This is a genomic window from Pseudomonas tritici (genome assembly GCF_014268275.3).
Classification (GTDB): domain Bacteria; phylum Pseudomonadota; class Gammaproteobacteria; order Pseudomonadales; family Pseudomonadaceae; genus Aquipseudomonas; species Aquipseudomonas tritici.
The window spans coordinates 5,592,211-5,609,529 of sequence record NZ_CP077084.1 but is presented as its reverse complement, the minus strand read 5'-3'; the positions used below and the strand labels follow the sequence as shown (position 1 = coordinate 5,609,529).

The 17,319-nt window shown below is 59.4% G+C and carries 17 protein-coding genes; 11 read left to right on the top strand and 6 right to left on the bottom strand.

All coding sequences use genetic code 11. The features are described from left to right. Nucleotides 1-73: 73 nt before the first annotated feature. On the bottom strand, nucleotides 74-1,312 hold the full coding sequence (locus tag HU722_RS25670) for an MFS transporter (protein ID WP_065891145.1): 1,239 nt from the start codon (nucleotides 1,310-1,312) through the stop codon (nucleotides 74-76). Nucleotides 1,313-1,633: 321 nt separating this feature from the next. On the opposite strand from HU722_RS25670, the gene HU722_RS25665 reads away from it, so the two are divergent. Genes HU722_RS25665 through HU722_RS25655 form a run of 3 tightly spaced genes read left to right on the top strand, consistent with a single transcriptional unit; the run spans nucleotide 1,634 to nucleotide 4,262 of the window. Next, entirely contained in the window at nucleotides 1,634-3,073 is a 1,440-nt protein-coding gene (locus HU722_RS25665; RefSeq protein WP_065880430.1) for a cytochrome ubiquinol oxidase subunit I, read from the top strand. A 1-nt stretch (nucleotide 3,074) separates the two neighbouring features. Continuing rightward, complete coding sequence (gene cydB, locus HU722_RS25660) at nucleotides 3,075-4,082, top strand: cytochrome d ubiquinol oxidase subunit II (protein WP_065891144.1); 1,008 nt, start codon at nucleotides 3,075-3,077, stop codon at nucleotides 4,080-4,082. 12 nt (nucleotides 4,083-4,094) lie between these two features. After that, complete coding sequence (locus HU722_RS25655) at nucleotides 4,095-4,262, top strand: DUF2474 domain-containing protein (protein WP_010562540.1); 168 nt, start codon at nucleotides 4,095-4,097, stop codon at nucleotides 4,260-4,262. A 68-nt stretch (nucleotides 4,263-4,330) separates the two neighbouring features. Here the strand turns inward: HU722_RS25655 and HU722_RS25650 are convergent, their stop codons facing one another. Further along, nucleotides 4,331-5,455 carry a methyltransferase gene (locus tag HU722_RS25650; protein ID WP_065875347.1) on the bottom strand — a complete coding sequence of 375 codons (1,125 nt, stop codon included), beginning with the start codon at nucleotides 5,453-5,455 and terminating at the stop codon, nucleotides 4,331-4,333. A gap of 161 nt (nucleotides 5,456-5,616) precedes the next feature. After that, nucleotides 5,617-6,327: a helix-turn-helix transcriptional regulator gene (locus tag HU722_RS25645; RefSeq protein WP_186753062.1), complete on the bottom strand. Its 711-nt coding sequence runs from the start codon at nucleotides 6,325-6,327 to the stop codon at nucleotides 5,617-5,619. Nucleotides 6,328-6,710: 383 nt separating this feature from the next. Between HU722_RS25645 and HU722_RS25640 the strand changes: the two genes are divergently transcribed. Then, a complete protein-coding gene (locus tag HU722_RS25640) occupies nucleotides 6,711-7,487 on the top strand; it encodes a ferredoxin--NADP reductase (RefSeq protein ID WP_065891142.1) in 777 nt (258 codons plus the stop codon). Between the two features lie 44 nt (nucleotides 7,488-7,531). On the opposite strand, the gene mscL is transcribed toward HU722_RS25640, so the two are convergent. Further along, nucleotides 7,532-7,951, bottom strand: a complete 420-nt coding sequence (gene mscL, locus HU722_RS25635) for a large-conductance mechanosensitive channel protein MscL (RefSeq protein ID WP_065880427.1) — start codon at nucleotides 7,949-7,951, stop codon at nucleotides 7,532-7,534. Between the two features lie 287 nt (nucleotides 7,952-8,238). Between mscL and katB the strand changes: the two genes are divergently transcribed. From katB to HU722_RS25615, 4 genes are read left to right on the top strand one after another with little or no spacing between them, the layout of a single operon-like run. Then, entirely contained in the window at nucleotides 8,239-9,780 is a 1,542-nt protein-coding gene (katB, locus tag HU722_RS25630) for a catalase KatB (RefSeq protein ID WP_065875343.1), read from the top strand. A 58-nt stretch (nucleotides 9,781-9,838) separates the two neighbouring features. Beyond that, on the top strand, nucleotides 9,839-10,378 hold the full coding sequence (locus HU722_RS25625; protein ID WP_186753063.1) for an ankyrin repeat domain-containing protein: 540 nt from the start codon (nucleotides 9,839-9,841) through the stop codon (nucleotides 10,376-10,378). A 35-nt stretch (nucleotides 10,379-10,413) separates the two neighbouring features. Continuing rightward, complete coding sequence (radA, locus tag HU722_RS25620) at nucleotides 10,414-11,781, top strand: DNA repair protein RadA (RefSeq protein WP_049711449.1); 1,368 nt, start codon at nucleotides 10,414-10,416, stop codon at nucleotides 11,779-11,781. 16 nt (nucleotides 11,782-11,797) lie between these two features. Further along, complete coding sequence (locus HU722_RS25615; protein ID WP_065891140.1) at nucleotides 11,798-12,532, top strand: hypothetical protein; 735 nt, start codon at nucleotides 11,798-11,800, stop codon at nucleotides 12,530-12,532. A 27-nt stretch (nucleotides 12,533-12,559) separates the two neighbouring features. On the opposite strand, the gene HU722_RS25610 is transcribed toward HU722_RS25615, so the two are convergent. Together HU722_RS25610 and HU722_RS25605 are read right to left on the bottom strand one after the other, a co-directional pair. Further along, nucleotides 12,560-13,306: a sulfite exporter TauE/SafE family protein gene (locus HU722_RS25610; protein WP_064053086.1), complete on the bottom strand. Its 747-nt coding sequence runs from the start codon at nucleotides 13,304-13,306 to the stop codon at nucleotides 12,560-12,562. Between the two features lie 9 nt (nucleotides 13,307-13,315). Next, nucleotides 13,316-13,684 carry a PilZ domain-containing protein gene (locus HU722_RS25605; RefSeq protein ID WP_065875339.1) on the bottom strand — a complete coding sequence of 123 codons (369 nt, stop codon included), beginning with the start codon at nucleotides 13,682-13,684 and terminating at the stop codon, nucleotides 13,316-13,318. Between the two features lie 174 nt (nucleotides 13,685-13,858). Between HU722_RS25605 and HU722_RS25600 the strand changes: the two genes are divergently transcribed. The 3 genes from HU722_RS25600 (at nucleotide 13,859) to yjiA (ending at nucleotide 17,278) form a co-directional block, all read left to right on the top strand. Continuing rightward, nucleotides 13,859-15,925 (top strand): carbon starvation CstA family protein, encoded by a 2,067-nt coding sequence (locus HU722_RS25600; RefSeq protein WP_057024512.1) that lies wholly within the window; start codon nucleotides 13,859-13,861, stop codon nucleotides 15,923-15,925. A gap of 15 nt (nucleotides 15,926-15,940) precedes the next feature. Then, entirely contained in the window at nucleotides 15,941-16,138 is a 198-nt protein-coding gene (locus HU722_RS25595) for a YbdD/YjiX family protein (protein WP_003176208.1), read from the top strand. 180 nt (nucleotides 16,139-16,318) lie between these two features. After that, the gene (gene yjiA / locus HU722_RS25590) at nucleotides 16,319-17,278 is read left to right on the top strand and encodes a GTPase (protein WP_065891139.1); all 960 of its coding nucleotides are present in this window, start codon (nucleotides 16,319-16,321) and stop codon (nucleotides 17,276-17,278) included. The last annotated feature ends 41 nt before the right edge of the window (nucleotides 17,279-17,319 follow it).

Sequence of the window (17,319 nt, the reverse complement as noted above, 5' to 3'; positions counted from 1 at the left end):
GCCAATCTCCAAGCCACTGAAGATCAAGTGTGGGAGCTGGCGGGCCAGCTCCCACAGTGTTTTGCGGTGTGGCTTAAACCTTGGGCTCTTCCACCGGCACATGCATCCGATCCCGATTCGCCAGGGTCGGGAACAGCTTGATCCACACCCCTGTCACCACCAGCGTACCGATCCCGCCCATGACCACCGCAGGCACGGTGCCGAACCAGTGGGCGGTGATGCCCGATTCAAACTCGCCCAACTGATTCGACGCGCCGATAAACAAACCGTTGACCGCACTGACCCGCCCGCGCATTTCATCGGGTGTCTCCAGTTGCACGAACGACGCGCGGATCACCATGCTGATCATGTCCGCCGCACCCAGCACCACCAGCACCGCCAGGGAAAACCAGAACGAGGTAGACAGGCCGAACGCGATGGTCGCCACGCCGAATACGCCGACGGCGGTGAACATCACTCGCCCTACATGCCGGTCCACCGCGAACCGCGCCAACCATAACGACATCAATAACGCGCCCACTGCCGGTGCCGAACGCAACAGGCCCAGGCCCCAGGCGCCGGTCAGCAAGATGTCCTTGGCGAACACTGGCAGCAGCGCGGTGGCACCGCCCAGCAGCACGGCGAACAAGTCGAGGGAGATGGCACCGAGAATGTCCGGGCGGCTGCGGATAAAGCGGATACCGGCGAGCAGAGAGTCCATGGTCGCCTTGGCTTTGTTCAGCGGCGTCTGGCGCGCGGGCAAATTCAGGGTCAGCACGCACGCAATGAGGTACAGCGCCACCGTGGGGCCATACACCCACACGCTGCCAAAGGCGTAAAGCAAACCGCCAAGGGCCGGCGCGACAATGGTCGCCAACTGCTGGGCCGACTGCGATGAGGCCACGGCCCGTGGGAACAGTGCGGCGGGCACAAGGCTCGGGAGCATCGCCTGGGTGGTGGGCATTTCAAATGAGCGCGCGGCGCCGAGCAGGAAGGCGAGGATAAAGATCATCTCGCGGGTTACGTTGCCGGTCAGGCCACCGATGGCCAGGGACAGCGCAATCAGCGCCTGCACGGTCTGGCAGATGGCGGCGACCTTGCGTCGCTCATAGCGGTCGGCCACATGCCCGGTGTGCAGCATGAACAGCACGCGCGGCACGAATTCCACCAAGCCGACCAAACCCAGGTCCAGCACATTGCCCGTCAGTTGGTAGAGGTTCCAGCCGATGGCCACGGTGAGCATCTGGAAGCCGCTGGCGGTGAAGATCCGTGCCAGCCAGAACGCGATGAAAGGGCGGTGGTGACGTAACAGCAACGCAGGTTCGCTAGGCATCGGGAATTCGGGTCAAGGCCGGAGGAAGCGCCGAGATTATCATTAAGTTGTAACAGATAGTTGCAAGAACTGAGCTGAGGCAGTCTGTCACGCGGCAAAAGACCACACAGGCCAACCGCAAAAATGGGACTACTCTTTTAGCAATGCTTGATCCAGGTCAATGCCTTCGCAGCGTCAGTGCAAGGCGGCAGGCCAGGCAAGCATCCCAGCGTGATTGGACAAAAAAAGAAACGAATTGAAATTCGGCGTACTCCATATCGATGGGGGCAGTGATTGCAGGCCGCCGGCCGGCATTCGGTATTACCTGAAAGAGGAAAACTTATGTTCGGTTTGGAGGCGCTAGATCTCGCCCGAATCCAGTTCGCGTTCACCATCTCATTCCATATCCTGTTCCCGGCGATCACCATCGGCCTGGCCAGTTACCTTGCGGTGCTGGAAGGCTTGTGGCTCAAGACCCACAACGACACTTACCGTGACCTCTACCACTTCTGGTCGAAGATCTTTGCCGTCAACTTCGGCATGGGCGTGGTGTCCGGCTTGGTGATGGCCTACCAGTTCGGCACCAACTGGAGCCGCTTCTCGGACTTTGCCGGCGCCGTTACCGGGCCGCTTCTGACCTACGAAGTGCTCACGGCCTTCTTCCTCGAGGCCGGTTTCCTCGGCGTGATGTTATTCGGTTGGAACAAGGTCGGGCGCAACCTGCACTTTTTCTCCACCGTGATGGTGGCCGTGGGTACGTTGATTTCGACCTTCTGGATCCTGTCGTCCAACAGCTGGATGCAGACGCCCCAGGGCTTTGAAATCATTGACGGCCGCGTGATCCCAACCGATTGGTTCGCCGTGGTCTTCAACCCGTCGTTCCCTTATCGCCTGGCGCACATGGCCACGGCGGCCTTCGTGGCCACCGCGTTTTTTGTCGGCTCCTCGGCGGCCTGGCACTTGTTGCGCGGCAAGGACAATCCGGCGATCCGCAAAATGCTCTCGATGGCGATGTGGATGGCCCTGATCGTTGCGCCGATCCAGGCGGTGATCGGCGACTTCCATGGCCTCAATACCTTGAAGCACCAGCCGGCGAAAATCGCCGCGATTGAAGGCCACTGGGAAAACAAAGGCAACGAACCGACACCGCTGATCCTGTTTGGCTGGCCCGACATGAAGGCCGAAAAAACCAAATACGCGGTGGAAATTCCGTACCTGGGCAGCCTGATCCTGACCCACTCTCTGGATAAACAGGTGCCTGCACTCAAGGACTTCCCTCCGGAAGATCGTCCTAATTCGACCATCGTGTTCTGGTCGTTCCGGGTCATGGTCGGCCTGGGCTTCCTGATGATCTTCACCGGCCTGTTCAGCCTATGGCTGCGCCGGGGCGACAAGATGTACACGTCCAAACCGTTCCTGTACCTGGCGTTGTGGATGGGCCCATCCGGCCTGATTGCGATCCTTGCGGGTTGGTTCACCACCGAGATCGGCCGCCAGCCGTGGGTGGTCTACGGCTTGATGCGCACAGCGGATGCTTCGTCCGGGCATAGCCTGGCGCAGATGACCATTACCCTGGTGTTGTTCGTGGTGGTGTACTTCGCGCTGTTTGGTGCGGGCCTTGGCTACATGATGCGTTTGGTGCGCAAAGGCCCTGTGGCCCATGACGTGACCGAGCCAACCCACGGCGGCCCTGGCCAGAAACGTACGCCGGCACGTCCTTTGTCTGCTGCCGATGACGGCACCGACAATGAGCACGACGACATCCAGCACAAGGGGAATTGAGATGGGTATTGATCTTCCGCTGATCTGGGCCGTGATCATCATCTTCGGCATCATGATGTACGTGGTCATGGACGGCTTCGACCTGGGTATCGGCATCCTGTTTCCGTTTATCCCAGGCAAGACCGACCGTGATGTGATGATGAACACCGTGGCGCCGGTCTGGGACGGTAACGAAACCTGGTTGGTATTGGGCGGCGCGGCACTGTTCGGCGCGTTCCCGTTGGCCTATTCGGTGGTGTTGTCGGCGCTGTACCTGCCGCTGATCCTGATGCTGATCGGGCTGATCTTTCGCGGGGTCGCGTTCGAGTTCCGCTTCAAGGCCAAAGACCAAAAGCGTCACCTGTGGGACAAGGCGTTTATCGGCGGCTCGTTGGCTGCAACGTTCTTCCAAGGCGTGGCGCTGGGGGCGTTTATCGATGGCATCCCGGTGGTGAATCGCCAGTTCGCCGGCGGTTCGCTGGACTGGGCCACGCCGTTCACGATGTTCTGCGGTGTGGCGTTGATCGTGGCCTATGCGTTGCTCGGTTGCACCTGGCTGATCATGAAGACCGAAGGCCCGTTGCAGGAGAAGATGCACAACCTGGCGCGGCCCCTGGCGTTCGTGGTGCTGGCCGTGATCGGCATCGTGAGTATCTGGACGCCGCTGACGCACCCGGAAATTGCCTCGCGCTGGTTCACCCTGCCAAACCTGTTCTGGTTCCTGCCAGTGCCGATCCTGGTGCTGGTGACCATGTACGGTCTGTTCCGCGCCGTGGCACGCAACGCGCACTACACGCCGTTCCTGCTGACACTGGTGCTGATCTTCCTGGGATACAGCGGCCTGGGTATCAGCCTGTGGCCGAACATCATTCCGCCATCGGTGTCGATCTGGGACGCTGCCGCGCCGCCGCAAAGCCAGGGCTTCATGCTGGTGGGCACGTTATTCATCATCCCGTTCATCCTGGGCTACACCTTCTGGAGCTACTACGTGTTCCGCGGCAAGGTCACCCACGAAGACGGTTATCACTAGGAGGGTCGTCTCATGTCTGGCAAGCCTACGTTGCACGAGATTGAACAGGCCGAGAAACAGCCGTTGTGGCGGCGCCTGGGGTGGCTGGCGATGATCTGGACTGGCAGCGTGCTGGCCTTGTTCGTCGTGGCGAGCCTTATGCGCATGTTCATGAACGCGGCTGGCTTGACCACCCACTGACATCCCATCCCGTTGCCTTGCGGCACGGTTTTTTGGCCCCGCCTCTGCTCGCAGTGGCGGGGCCTTTTTTATTTGCGCGCTTTGAGGATCACGAATTTCGGCGTGGTGGCGATTTGCTCGACGCCCCGGAACAAGCGTGCCAGCTTGGTGTGATAACCCAGGTGGCGGTTGCCGACTATATAGAGGGCGCCGCCGACTACCAGTGCTTCACGCGCCTGCTGGAACATACGCCAGGCGAGGAAGTCACCGACCACCTGTTGCTGGTGGAACGGCGGGTTGCACAGCACCACGTCCAGCGAATCGGGCGCCTGGCCGGCCAAGCCATCGGCGGCGCGTACGATGACGTCGCGCTCACCGAGCGCTGCTTGCCAGTTATCGGCCGCCGACTGCACGGCCATATAGGACTCGTCCACCAGGGTGTATTGCGCCTCGGGGTTTTGCAGGGCGCTGGCAATCGCCAGTACGCCGTTGCCACACCCCAGGTCTGCCACCCGCGCGCTGCCCAGGTTTTTCGGCAGGTGCGGCAGGAACGCACGGGTGCCGATGTCTAGGCTTTCGCGGCAGAACACGTTGGCGTGGTTCAGCAACTCGATGGCTGGCGCGTCCAGGGTGTAGCGGGTCGGATACGGCGAGACAGCCGCGGGACGATCTTCAACAGTGGCGATCAGCAATCGCGCTTTCTTGACCGCCAGCGATGCATGCATCGGCCCGATGTAGCGCTCCAGCAACTCGCCCGCCGCCCGTGGCAAGTGCTTGATCATCGCCCCGGCAATCACTTCGGCGCCCGGCGCAAGTTGGCCTTGCAGGCGGATCAGTTGCTCTTCGAGCAGGGCCAGGGTTTTCGGCACGCGGATCAGTACGCGGTCAAAAGGCCCGGCCGGGGCCTGGCTGGCCGGGATGAACGGCACAGCGTCAAACGCCTTGCTGTTGCGCACCAGGTTTTTCTCCAGGCCCTGGGCTGCCAGGAATGAGTCGCCGCTGGAGGTTACCTGCACGTGGCCTTGTAGGCTGGCGGCCAGGGCGCCGAAGCTGTCATTGAGCACCAATACGCGGGTATCAGTCGTCGGCTGCTGTTCGGCCAGATGATTGAGCAGGTACTCGTCTGCCGCATCGAAGGCTTGCAGCGGATCATTATGTTGCTCTGGCTGGCGGATCAGATCGAGCTGGGCGAAGGGGCTTTCGAGCAGGGGCATGGCGGGGGAGGCTCTGGGTAAACGATAAGTGTTCGGCAGTGGCCAGCCGAGACGTCTGAGTGAACCACGGGCGGCCTCCCGGGGGGGCTGCTCAACACTCAGAATTGGCCGCAAATGTTACTTTTTTTTCAGCGGGATTACATGCGGTGATTGTTGGCGGGTTAAATAATCCCGTCTTGCGCGGCGCGGAGCACGGCGGCGATCTTGTTGTTGACCCCCAGTTTTTTCAGGCAACTGCAGACATGAAAGCCTACAGTGCGTTCGGATAAACAAAGGATGGCGGCGATGTCCGCTGCGGTCTTGCCCTTGCCGGACCACATGAGCACTTCCGTTTCATGCGGGGTCAATAGGCTGGCGGGGTGGGTGCTGGGTTTGTCGGCGTATTTATGCGCCAGAACTGTATGCATCGCGTGACATAACCACAGCATCAGCCCGGATTTTTCGTAGAGCTCTTCCGGCGTGATTGCGCCTTTACCACGGCTCAGGGTCAACATGCTGAACATGCCCCGGAAATCATGGACGGTTATGGTCAGCGCCATGTGCACGCCTAACGTCTGCGCCAATGACCAAAGGCTGGGTACGTCTTTAAAGGTTTCTTCCTTCCAGACAATGGGCAGCGGGTTCTCCCTGCAATGCTTCACCACCGGGTCTACGCCAAAGAAGCTCGCCTGGTCATAGACTGTTTTCCATTCATTTGGGTAGTTGGTGAATTCAATCGGATTGACTTGGTTTTTTGGCAGGTTAGCGCTCATCTTGAAGGAACAGTGTTGGAAGCCGAGCTCTAGCGTTCTGATGCCCACCATTTCAAACACGCTGGTGACCTCATCTTCGCCTTCCAGTTTGGGAAGCCGTGTGTTGCGCCAGTTAATCATTGGTATTACTCCATGGAATTCTCCGTGCCTTGAGGTACGTCCTGGACCCCCAACGCTGCACGAAAATGAGTGTAGGACAACGGCTACATATCGAGAGGAAAATTTCGTTCTGGCGCGCAGGTCTTTAAGAATTTTTCTGCAAAGGAACCTGCTGGCGTTGGCCGCGGGCCGTCTGAATGTCACGGTTTATTAGGCGTTTAAAGGCGGTGTAACGATCAGCTAACAACGTGTTTATAGACAGGGTTGAAAGGCTAATAGCAAATTGATTGGCGGTGCAATTGGATAGCCACTACTGCACGCATCGCGCGATACCACTACCAACCATAGGTGTTTCCATGCGCCACTTTGAGGGACACTAGGGCACCTGTTGAACGGAGGCCCCCATGACGGCCAGCGCTGAGAAATTCACCCGCCAGACCTTGCTCGATGTGCAATCGCTGACCCCCAGCCTGTTTACCCTGCGCACCACCCGCGATCCCGGTTTCCGGTTCACTGCCGGCCAATTCGTACGCCTGGGGGTGACCAAGGCGGATGGCAGCACCGTCTGGCGCGCCTATTCCTTAGTGTCCTCGCCGTTTGATGAGCACTTGGATTTTTTCTCGATCGTTGTCCCGGGCGGTGAGTTCACCAGTGAGCTGAGTCGCCTGCGGGTGGGCGATACCTTGATGGTGGAACGCCAGGCCACCGGATTCCTGACGTTGAACCGTTTCGTCGATGGTCGCGATTTGTGGATGCTGGGCACTGGCACCGGGGTGGCGCCGTTTTTGTCGATCCTGCAGGACTTCGAGGTCTGGGAGAAATTCGAGCGTATCCTCCTCGTGTACAGCGCCCGCGAAGCCAAGGAGCTGGCCTATCAGGCGCTGATCAGGGAACTGGGCGAGCGCGAGTACCTGGCCGAATACGCGCACAAGCTCACCTACATTCCTATCGTGACCCGTGAACAACACCCAGGCGCGCTGAATGGGCGCATCACGACGCTGATTGAAAATGGCGAACTGGAACGCGCGGCCGGCGTCGAGCTGGCCCCGGAACATTCCCGCGTACTGATCTGCGGCAATCCGCAGATGGTTGATGACACACGGCAGTTGCTCAAGCAGCGCGATATGAATCTGAGCCTGAGCCGTCGCCCTGGTCAGGTGGCGGTAGAAAACTACTGGTAATAAAAAAGGCGCCTCAAGCAGGCGCCTTTTTTTCAAACCGGTATTTACTGAAGCGGCTTGTCGTTCTGTGCCTTGAGCAGATCACGGATCTCCCCCAGCAACACTTCTTCCTTGGTCGGCGTCGGTGGCAGGCTTGGCGCCACGGCTTCTTCACGTTTCAGGCGGTTAATCGCCTTCACACCCATGAAGATCGCAAACGCGACGATGACAAAGTCGATCACGCTCTGGATGAACTTGCCATACGCCAGGACGACCGCAGGCACATCGCCCTGTGCGGCCTTGAGCGTTATTGCCAGGTCACCAAAGTCCACGCCACCAATCAACAGACCAATGGGTGGCATCACCACGTCGCCTACAAAGGAGGAAACAATTTTGCCGAAGGCCGCGCCGATGATGATACCGACGGCCATGTCGACCACATTACCTTTGACCGCGAAGGCCTTGAACTCACTGATCACGCCCATAGGTTATTCCTTGTTACAGATGAGAAGGGTGGGGCTCAGTGTAAGTCAGTCGTAGCGGGCTTGCCTGACACAACCGTTAACACTGTTAGTTTTTATCGACACATTAAATCGCAAATAGTTTGCAAAGTGCCATCAATCGCGCGCGAAATACGCGCCAAATCAGGTGCTTACCAGATTATTTTATCAATCGGGTTGGTACGTCTTTTCTATTTATCTTCTGACGCTCGGGTCACTAGCCTCTGGCAAGCACAACTGAATGTGCATTAAAAAAACCAGAGGAAACCTTGATGAAAACCCCAATGAGCCGCGGGCCTGTTACAGCGCGAACCGCGCTGGTACTGGTGACCGCCAGCCTGCTGTCCCTCTCTGTGCAAGCCGCCAACTTGACCCGCGATAACGGTGCGGCGGTGGGTGACAACCAGAACTCGCAGACCGCCGGCGCCAACGGCCCGGTACTGCTGCAAGACGTGCAACTGATCCAGAAGCTGCAACGCTTCGACCGCGAACGCATCCCGGAGCGCGTGGTACACGCCCGTGGCACCGGCGCCCACGGTACCTTCACGGTCACCGATAACCTCAGCGACTTGACCAAGGCCAAGGTATTCGCGGCGGGCGAAACCACACCGGTATTCGTGCGTTTCTCCGCCGTGGTCCACGGCAACCACTCCCCGGAAACCCTGCGCGACCCGCGCGGTTTCGCCACCAAGTTCTACACCGCCGACGGCAACTGGGACCTGGTGGGCAACAACTTCCCGACGTTCTTTATCCGCGATGCCATCAAGTTCCCGGACATGGTCCACGCGTTCAAACCTGACCCGCGCACCAACCTCGATGACGACTCCCGTCGCTTTGACTTCTTCTCCCACGTGCCCGAGTCCACGCGCACGCTGACCGAGCTGTACTCCGACTCCGGCACCCCGGCCAGTTATCGGGAAATGGATGGCAACGGCGTGCACGCCTACAAGCTGATCAACGCCAAGGGCGAAGTGCACTACGTCAAATTCCACTGGAAGAGCCTGCAAGGCATCAAGAACCTTGATCCCAAGCAAGTCACCGAAGTGCAGGGCCGTGACTACAGCCACATGACCAACGACCTGGTCACGCATATCAACAAGGGCGACTTCCCCAAGTGGGACCTGTACGTGCAGGTGCTCAAGCCTGAAGACCTGGCCAAGTTCGACTTCGACCCACTGGACGCCACCAAGATCTGGCCGAATGTGCCCGAGCGCAAAGTCGGGCAGATGGTACTCAACCGCAACCCGGCCAACGTCTTCCAGGAAACCGAGCAGGTGGCTATGGCCCCGGCCAACCTGGTTCCGGGCATCGAACCGTCGGAAGACCGCCTGCTGCAAGGCCGGGTGTTTTCCTATGCTGACACCCAGATGTACCGCCTGGGCGCCAATGCCCTGCAACTGCCGATCAACGCGCCACGCGTGACCGTCAACAATGGCAATCAGGACGGCGCACTGAATTTCGGCAAAACCACCAGCGGCGTGAACTACCAGCCAAGCCGCCTGGAGCCTCGGGAAGAGCCGCAAACCGCGCGCTACAGCCAATCGGCCCTGTCGGGCAGCACCCAGCAGACGAAGATCCAGCGTGAGCAGAACTTCAAGCAGGCCGGTGATCTGTACCGCTCCTTCAATAAAAAAGAGCGTCAGGACCTGATCGAGAACTTCGGCGGCTCGCTGGCAACCACCGATGATGAAAGCAAGCACATCATCCTGTCGTTCCTTTACAAAGCCGACCCGGAGTACGGCACTGGCGTAGCCAAGGTTGCCAAGGGGGACCTGGCGCGCGTGAAGGCGCTGGCGGAAAAACTGACTGACTGATCCGTTGGTTATGGTCGGCGCCCAGAGACGGGCGTCGACCCTTGGCAGGAGAACACCCATGCGAATTTCTATCGGTCTGCTGATGGCCATGCTGGCCTTTGTCGCCCACGCCGAGTCGCCCGACCCGGTCGCGCTCAAGGCCCAGTTGCAGGATTACTACTTCGACGCCGCCCGTCGTGGCGACCTCGACATGCTCAATACCTTTATCGACTCCGGCTACAGCCTCAACACCCAGGATGACAAGGGCTACACCGCGTTGATCCTCGCCGCGTACCACGGCCAGGGCCCGTCCGTGGAGCGCTTGCTCAACGCCGGTGCCGACGCCTGCGTGCAGGACAAACGCGGCAACACAGCGCTGATGGGCGCGATCTTCAAGGGCGAACTGAAAATTGCCCAACGCCTGCTGGCCACCGACTGCAACCCCGACCAGCGCAATGGCGCCGGGCAGACGGCGGCCATGTATGCCGGGCTGTTCAAGCGCGTCGAGCTGTTGGATGCGTTGAAAGCCAAAGGCGCCGACCTCAATGCCGAAGACCCGATCGGCAACAGTGCTTCACGATTGGCCAGCGGTGAAATCCGGACCCCGGCGCCGCGCTGAGCTATCATCGCGGTTTTTCGGTTGGAGGTTCTCAAATGGCAAAGGCCAAGCGCATGTACGGCTGCACGGAGTGCGGCGCGACCTTTCCCAAGTGGGCCGGCCAGTGCAGCGAATGCGGTGCCTGGAACACCCTGACTGAAACCATGATCGAAAGCGGCGGCGCGGCGGCCCCCACCGGCCGTGCCGGCTGGACCGGGCAACAGGCGCAGATCAAGACGTTGGCCGAAGTCAGCGTTGAAGAAATTCCGCGTTTCTCCACCGCTTCCGGCGAGCTCGACCGGGTATTGGGTGGTGGTCTTGTGGACGGCTCGGTGGTGCTGATCGGCGGCGATCCGGGTATCGGTAAATCGACGATCCTGCTGCAAACCCTGTGCAGCATCGCCAGTCGCATGCCGGCGCTGTACGTCACTGGCGAAGAATCCCAGCAGCAAGTCGCCATGCGCGCCCGTCGCCTGGGTTTGCCCCAGGATCAACTGCGGGTCATGACCGAAACCTGCATCGAAAGCATCATTGCCACGGCGCGTATCGAAAAGCCCAAGGTCATGGTGATCGACTCGATCCAGACGATTTTCACCGAGCAACTGCAATCAGCGCCGGGCGGTGTGTCCCAGGTGCGCGAGAGCGCGGCGCTGCTGGTGCGTTATGCCAAGCAAAGCGGCACGGCGATCTTCCTCGTGGGCCATGTGACCAAAGAAGGCGCGCTGGCCGGGCCACGGGTGTTGGAGCATATGGTCGACACTGTGCTGTATTTCGAAGGCGAATCCGACGGCCGCCTGCGTTTGCTGCGGGCGGTGAAGAACCGTTTTGGTGCGGTAAACGAGTTGGGCGTGTTCGCCATGACAGACCGGGGGCTGAAAGAAGTCTCCAACCCGTCGGCGATTTTTCTGACTCGCGCTCAGGAAGAAGTCCCAGGCAGTGTGGTAATGGCAACGTGGGAAGGCACTCGCCCGATGCTGGTGGAAGTGCAAGCGCTGGTGGATGACAGTCATCTGGCCAACCCGCGCCGTGTGACCTTGGGTCTGGATCAAAACCGCCTGGCCATGCTGCTCGCGGTGTTGCACCGACACGGCGGCATTCCGACCCATGACCAGGATGTATTCCTGAACGTCGTGGGTGGGGTCAAGGTGCTGGAGACCGCGTCTGACCTGGCGTTGATGGCGGCGGTGATGTCCAGCCTGCGTAATCGGCCGTTGCCGCATGACTTGCTGGTGTTTGGTGAAGTCGGCCTATCGGGCGAAGTACGCCCGGTGCCCAGCGGCCAGGAGCGCCTCAAGGAAGCAGCCAAGCACGGCTTCAAGCGCGCCATCGTGCCCAAGGGTAATGCGCCGAAGGAGTCGCCGCCGGGGATACAGATTATTGGGGTGACGCGCTTGGAGCAGGCGTTGGATGCACTTTTCGAATAGATCAAGGATGGATGCAATGCAACGATCGAGTAGGTGGGGTGTTATCGCCTTGTTTATCGCCTTGGCCGGGTTGCCTGCGATGGCGTGGGCCGACACGGCCAAGCTGCCGGCCGGTTACCGCCTGGCCCAAAAACTGGTGACACAAGACGGCAGCGTCTTGCAGGTACTCGAAGATCAACGCATCAGCGCCCAGATGCACAAGGACAGTTGGGGCAGTGGCCTGGATGAGGATTCGTTCGACGAACCCGGTGACCTGGTAGAAAACCCGCTGCTCGGAGCCCAGGTGCGATTGCTGTCGGCGTCGGGGGATTTAGTCGCGCACGACGACCTCGGTTATCCCTTGGCCGAGGTCAAGAAAGCCCCGCTCAAAGGCCTACCGGACGCGGTGTATTTTCTGATCATTGATCAGACCGCGCCAATGGGGAGTTACAGTGGCCCGGCAACTCAAGTGCTGCTGCCGGCCAAGCAAAAACTTGAGCCTATGAGTTACAAGGACGCTGACGGCAAGTTCAAGACGCTGACCTTGGCCCAGACCGGCAAGGCCGCGTGGCGGGTTGCATCGCCGGTCAAAGGTGGCGCGGATGAGCTGCTGCAAGTTTCTTCATTTATGGACGGTGATGGCGAGGATGATTTTGCCACCCGCTACCAAACCTATCGTTTTGTGGATGGGCAGTGGCAGGTCGCGGTGAGCCAGAAAGCGGGTTACTGGGACACGGAAAGCGACTTCCCCACGCGTACGGCATTTCCCTGAACTGTCGTTTTTCCCGTGAGAGAACCGCTACCAGAAGAGCATTTTCAACGCCAAGGCAACGACGACGACATTGAAAGCGCTCTCCATCCACTTATCGCCTTTCTGTAGAGCAAACTTGGCGCCCGCATTGGCGCCCACCAGCGTGCCTATGATCAGGCAACATCCGTACTGCCAATTAATGATGCCGCTGATACCGAATATTATTAACGAGCCAACTGAGAGGATGAGACCTCCGACTTTCCGAGTACCAATTGATTCACTGATCGTTTTTTTAAAAAAAATAATATACAAATAAGTTGATAACTTGGCTTGTCCGCCAAATAAACCGCCAATCATGCCCACGGGAACAAACAGTACATAGCCGCAAAAGCGTCTGAGCGATGAGGGGGTGGCCTTCGGTGAATGAGGCTTCCTGATGAGTGAAAGTGCCACCAATAGTAGCGTCAGGCCGCCAATGATTTTATGCAGCAGCGCGGGGTCTATTTGCACGAGCAGGCTTGCACCGATCAAGGCGCCGGCCAACCCCAGTGCCGCCGCGGGGGCCGCTAGCCTGTAATCCACTTTTCCACTGTTATGAAAGTGCCTCAAGCCGGCGAACATAGTGCCTACCGAAGCCAGGCGAGCGGTTGCTATCGAAGACTGAGGGGGTATCCCAAGCCAGATCATCACTGGAACGGTTAGAAATACGCTGCCTCCCGTATTGGTTCCGATAAAACCCGTTATAACACCCAGCAGCACCAATCCAGCGCCTGTCAGCCATTCATGCTCAACCATAATGGCGGTTCATACCTCCAGCAAAGCACCCAGCTCTCGCTCCAACTCTTCCTGGTCGCCCAGATTCAACTCGATCAGCCGCCGCAAGTGGCTGATCGACTCCAGATCGATGTCTTTGCACACAAAGCCCAGTTGCCCATGATCCTCATGGGTCAGTCGCACTTGCATTTTTATATGCGCCTTGGGATCCAGGCGTATGTCGACATCGAACGGCAGCGCCTTATTGCCCTTCCAGTCTTCGGGCCGTTGCACCAACAGGCCCTTTAGCGACAAATCTACTAATTGCACTGGCCATTCGCGCCCGTTTTGCCGAAGTTCGGTCTTGGCATCAAAGGCGATCCGGCGAAAACGACGGCGGTCAGACGGCTGCTCGGTCATGGTGAAACCCTCTGTGGTTAGAAGGATTGTAGCCCTGCGCCATCATCGGGCCGTTATTTCTGCTTTTTTTACCCTTAGAAGGCTCTAGACCAACGTAGGGGGGTGGCCTTTAAGGCCAGTAGCGCTAAACTCCGGATGGCTGTCCTTTCTGTCCACCCTGGCTGGAATATAAAAATGAAAAATAATAATAGCCTGCTACGCCATCTACCCTGGCTGGTGCTGGCAATTGTAGGAGCGTGCGCCCTGGGCGTAGTGGCCTTGCGCCGCGGCGAGGCGATCAACGCCTTGTGGATTGTGGTCGCTGCGGTGGCCATCTATCTGGTTGCGTACCGTTACTACAGCCTGTTCATCGCTAATAACGTGATGCAACTCGATCCACGGCGGGCCACCCCCGCAGTGGTCAATAATGATGGTCTGGACTATGTGCCGACCAACAAACACATCCTTTTCGGTCACCACTTTGCGGCGATTGCCGGTGCAGGCCCGTTGGTCGGCCCGGTACTGGCGGCGCAAATGGGCTACCTGCCTGGCACGCTCTGGCTGATTGCCGGCGTGGTGCTGGCCGGTGCCGTGCAGGACTTCATGATCCTGTTCCTGTCCACTCGTCGCAACGGCCGCTCCCTGGGGGACATGGTCCGCGAAGAGATGGGCCGCATCCCTGGGACCATCGCGCTGTTCGGCTGCTTCCTGATCATGATCATCATCCTTGCGGTGCTGGCGCTGATCGTGGTCAAGGCCCTGGCCGAGAGCCCGTGGGGCATCTTCACGGTGATGGCGACCATCCCGATCGCGATGTTCATGGGCATCTACATGCGCTACATCCGCCCGGGCCGCATTGGTGAAATTTCGATCATCGGCGTGCTGTTGCTGCTGGGCTCGATCTGGCTGGGCGGGCAGATTGCCGCTGACCCGGTCTGGGCCAAGGCCTTCACCTTCACCGGTATACAGATCACCTGGATGCTGATCGGCTACGGCTTCGTCGCGGCGGTACTGCCGGTGTGGCTGATCCTCGCGCCACGCGACTACCTGTCGACCTTCTTGAAAATCGGCACCATCATTGCCTTGGCAATTGGCATCCTGGTGACCATGCCCGACCTGAAAATGCCGGCGTTGACCCAGTTCATCGATGGCACCGGTCCGGTATGGAAGGGCGGTCTGTTCCCATTCCTGTTCATTACCATTGCCTGCGGCGCGGTATCGGGTTTCCACGCACTGATCTCGTCGGGCACTACGCCCAAACTGTTGGCCAGTGAAAGCCATGCCCGCTACATCGGTTACGGCGGCATGCTGATGGAGTCGTTCGTGGCCATCATGGCCATGGTTGCCGCGTCGGTGATCGAACCTGGCGTGTACTTCGCCATGAACAGCCCGGCCGCGATTGTCGGCACGGACGTGGTCACCGTGGCGCAGACCGTCAGCAGCTGGGGCTTTGCGATCACGCCTGAGGCGCTGTCTGCCGTCGCCCATGACATCGGTGAAACCACCATCCTGGCGCGTGCCGGTGGTGCACCGACGCTAGCGGTGGGGATCGCGCAGATCCTGCACAGTGTGCTGCCGGGTGAAAACACCATGGCGTTCTGGTACCACTTTGCGATCCTGTTCGAAGCGCTGTTCATCCTGACGGCGGTGGACGCCGGTACCCGTGCCGGTCGCTTCATGCTGCAAGACCTGTTGGGTTCCTTCGTGCCGGCGCTGAAACGCACCGAGTCCTGGACGGCCAACCTGATCGCGACCGCTGGTTGCGTGGCCATGTGGGGTTACCTGCTGTACCAAGGCGTGATCGATCCATTGGGCGGCATCAACACCTTGTGGCCGCTGTTCGGTATCTCTAACCAGATGCTGGCGGGTATCGCGCTGATGCTGGCAACCGTTGTGCTGATCAAAATGAAACGCCAACGCTACATCTGGGTGACCATGCTGCCAGCCGTCTGGCTGCTGATCTGCACCACCACGGCGGGCTTCATCAAGCTGTTCGACGCGAACCCTGCGATCGGCTTCCTGTCGCTGGCCAAGAAGTACAGCGATGCCCTGGCCAACGGCCAGATCCTGGCTCCGGCCAAGAACATCGACCAGATGCAGCACGTGATCTGGAACGCCTACACCAACGCAACGCTGACGGCGCTGTTCCTGTTCGTGGTGTTCAGCATCCTGTTCTATGCGCTCAAAGTCGGCGTCGCCGCCTGGGGCAACAAAGAACGTACGGATAAAGAAGCCCCGTTCCAGGCTGTACCGGACGCGTAATAGAGGATTGCAGCCATGTTCAATGACATCAGTCGCCTCGGTAAATACCTCGGTCAGGCCGCGCGCCTGATGGTCGGCATGCCCGACTACGACACGTACGTCGAGCATATGCAAACCAAGCACCCGGACAAACCGATGATGGACTACAAGGCGTTCTTTCGGGAGCGCCAGGAAGCCCGTTACGGTGGCAAGGGTGGGCCTAAGTGCTGCTGACCCGATAATTCGGGCTGGCGGTGATCCCCTGTGGGAGCCGGTTTGTGTGGGAGCTGGCTTGCCTGCGATAGCATCACTGCGGTGTAACTGATACACCGAGGTGTTTGCATCGCAGGCAAGCCAGCTCCCACATAAGCCCGCTCCCACATTTGTTTTTGTGTTCCTTCAGGAGAATTTTCTTTGTCCTCTCCCATCCCCGTCACCATCCTCAGCGGCTTCCTCGGCGCCGGCAAGACCACCCTGCTGCGCCACCTGCTCAAGGCCGAGCACGGTTTGAAAATCGCCGTGATTGAAAACGAATTCAGCGATGCCGGTATCGACACCCAGCTCTTGGGCGCAGAACCGGTGCAAGTCATGACCCTGTCCAATGGCTGCGTGTGCTGCACCATCCACACCGACCTGACCAAAGCCCTCTACTTGCTGCTCGAACGTCTGGACAGCGGCGAGATCGCGTTTGATCGCCTGGTGATCGAGACGACCGGCCTGGCCGATCCGGCGCCGGTGGCCCAGACGTTTTTCATCGACGAGGAACTGCGCGAGCGCTACATCCTCGACGGCATCATCACCCTGGTGGACGCCGCCCACGCCGAGCACCACCTGACCCAGACCATCGCCCAGGCCCAGATCGGTTTTGCCGACCGCCTGCTGGTCAGCAAGCGCGACCTGGTGGATGACGCCACCTTCGACGCGCTCAGCGAACGCCTCACCCGCATCAATCGCCGTGCGCCGATCCGCGTGGTGGACCATGGCAATATCGACTTGGCTGAACTGTTCGACGTGCGTGGCTTCAACCTCAATGCTGGCATGAGCCTGCGCCCGGTGAGCGCCGCGCCGTCCATCGACCGCATTTCCAGCCTGGTGCTGCGCACTGACCAGCCGCTGGATATCGACCGCCTCAGTGAGTTCATGAACGAACTGTTGGAAGACCACGGCAAGCAATTGCTGCGCTACAAGGGCGTGCTGAACATTGCCGGGGAAGATCGACGCATGGTGTTCCAGGGCGTGTTGAAGCTCTACGGTTTCGACTGGGATACCGAGTGGGCCGAAGGCGAGGCACGGGAGAGTGTGATTGTGTTTATTGCCGATGAGTTGCCGGAACAGAAGATTCGCGACGGTTTTGCCAAGGTCTACCAACCCTGACTTGAAACGCAGCCCAACTGTGGGAGCAGGCAAGCCAGCTC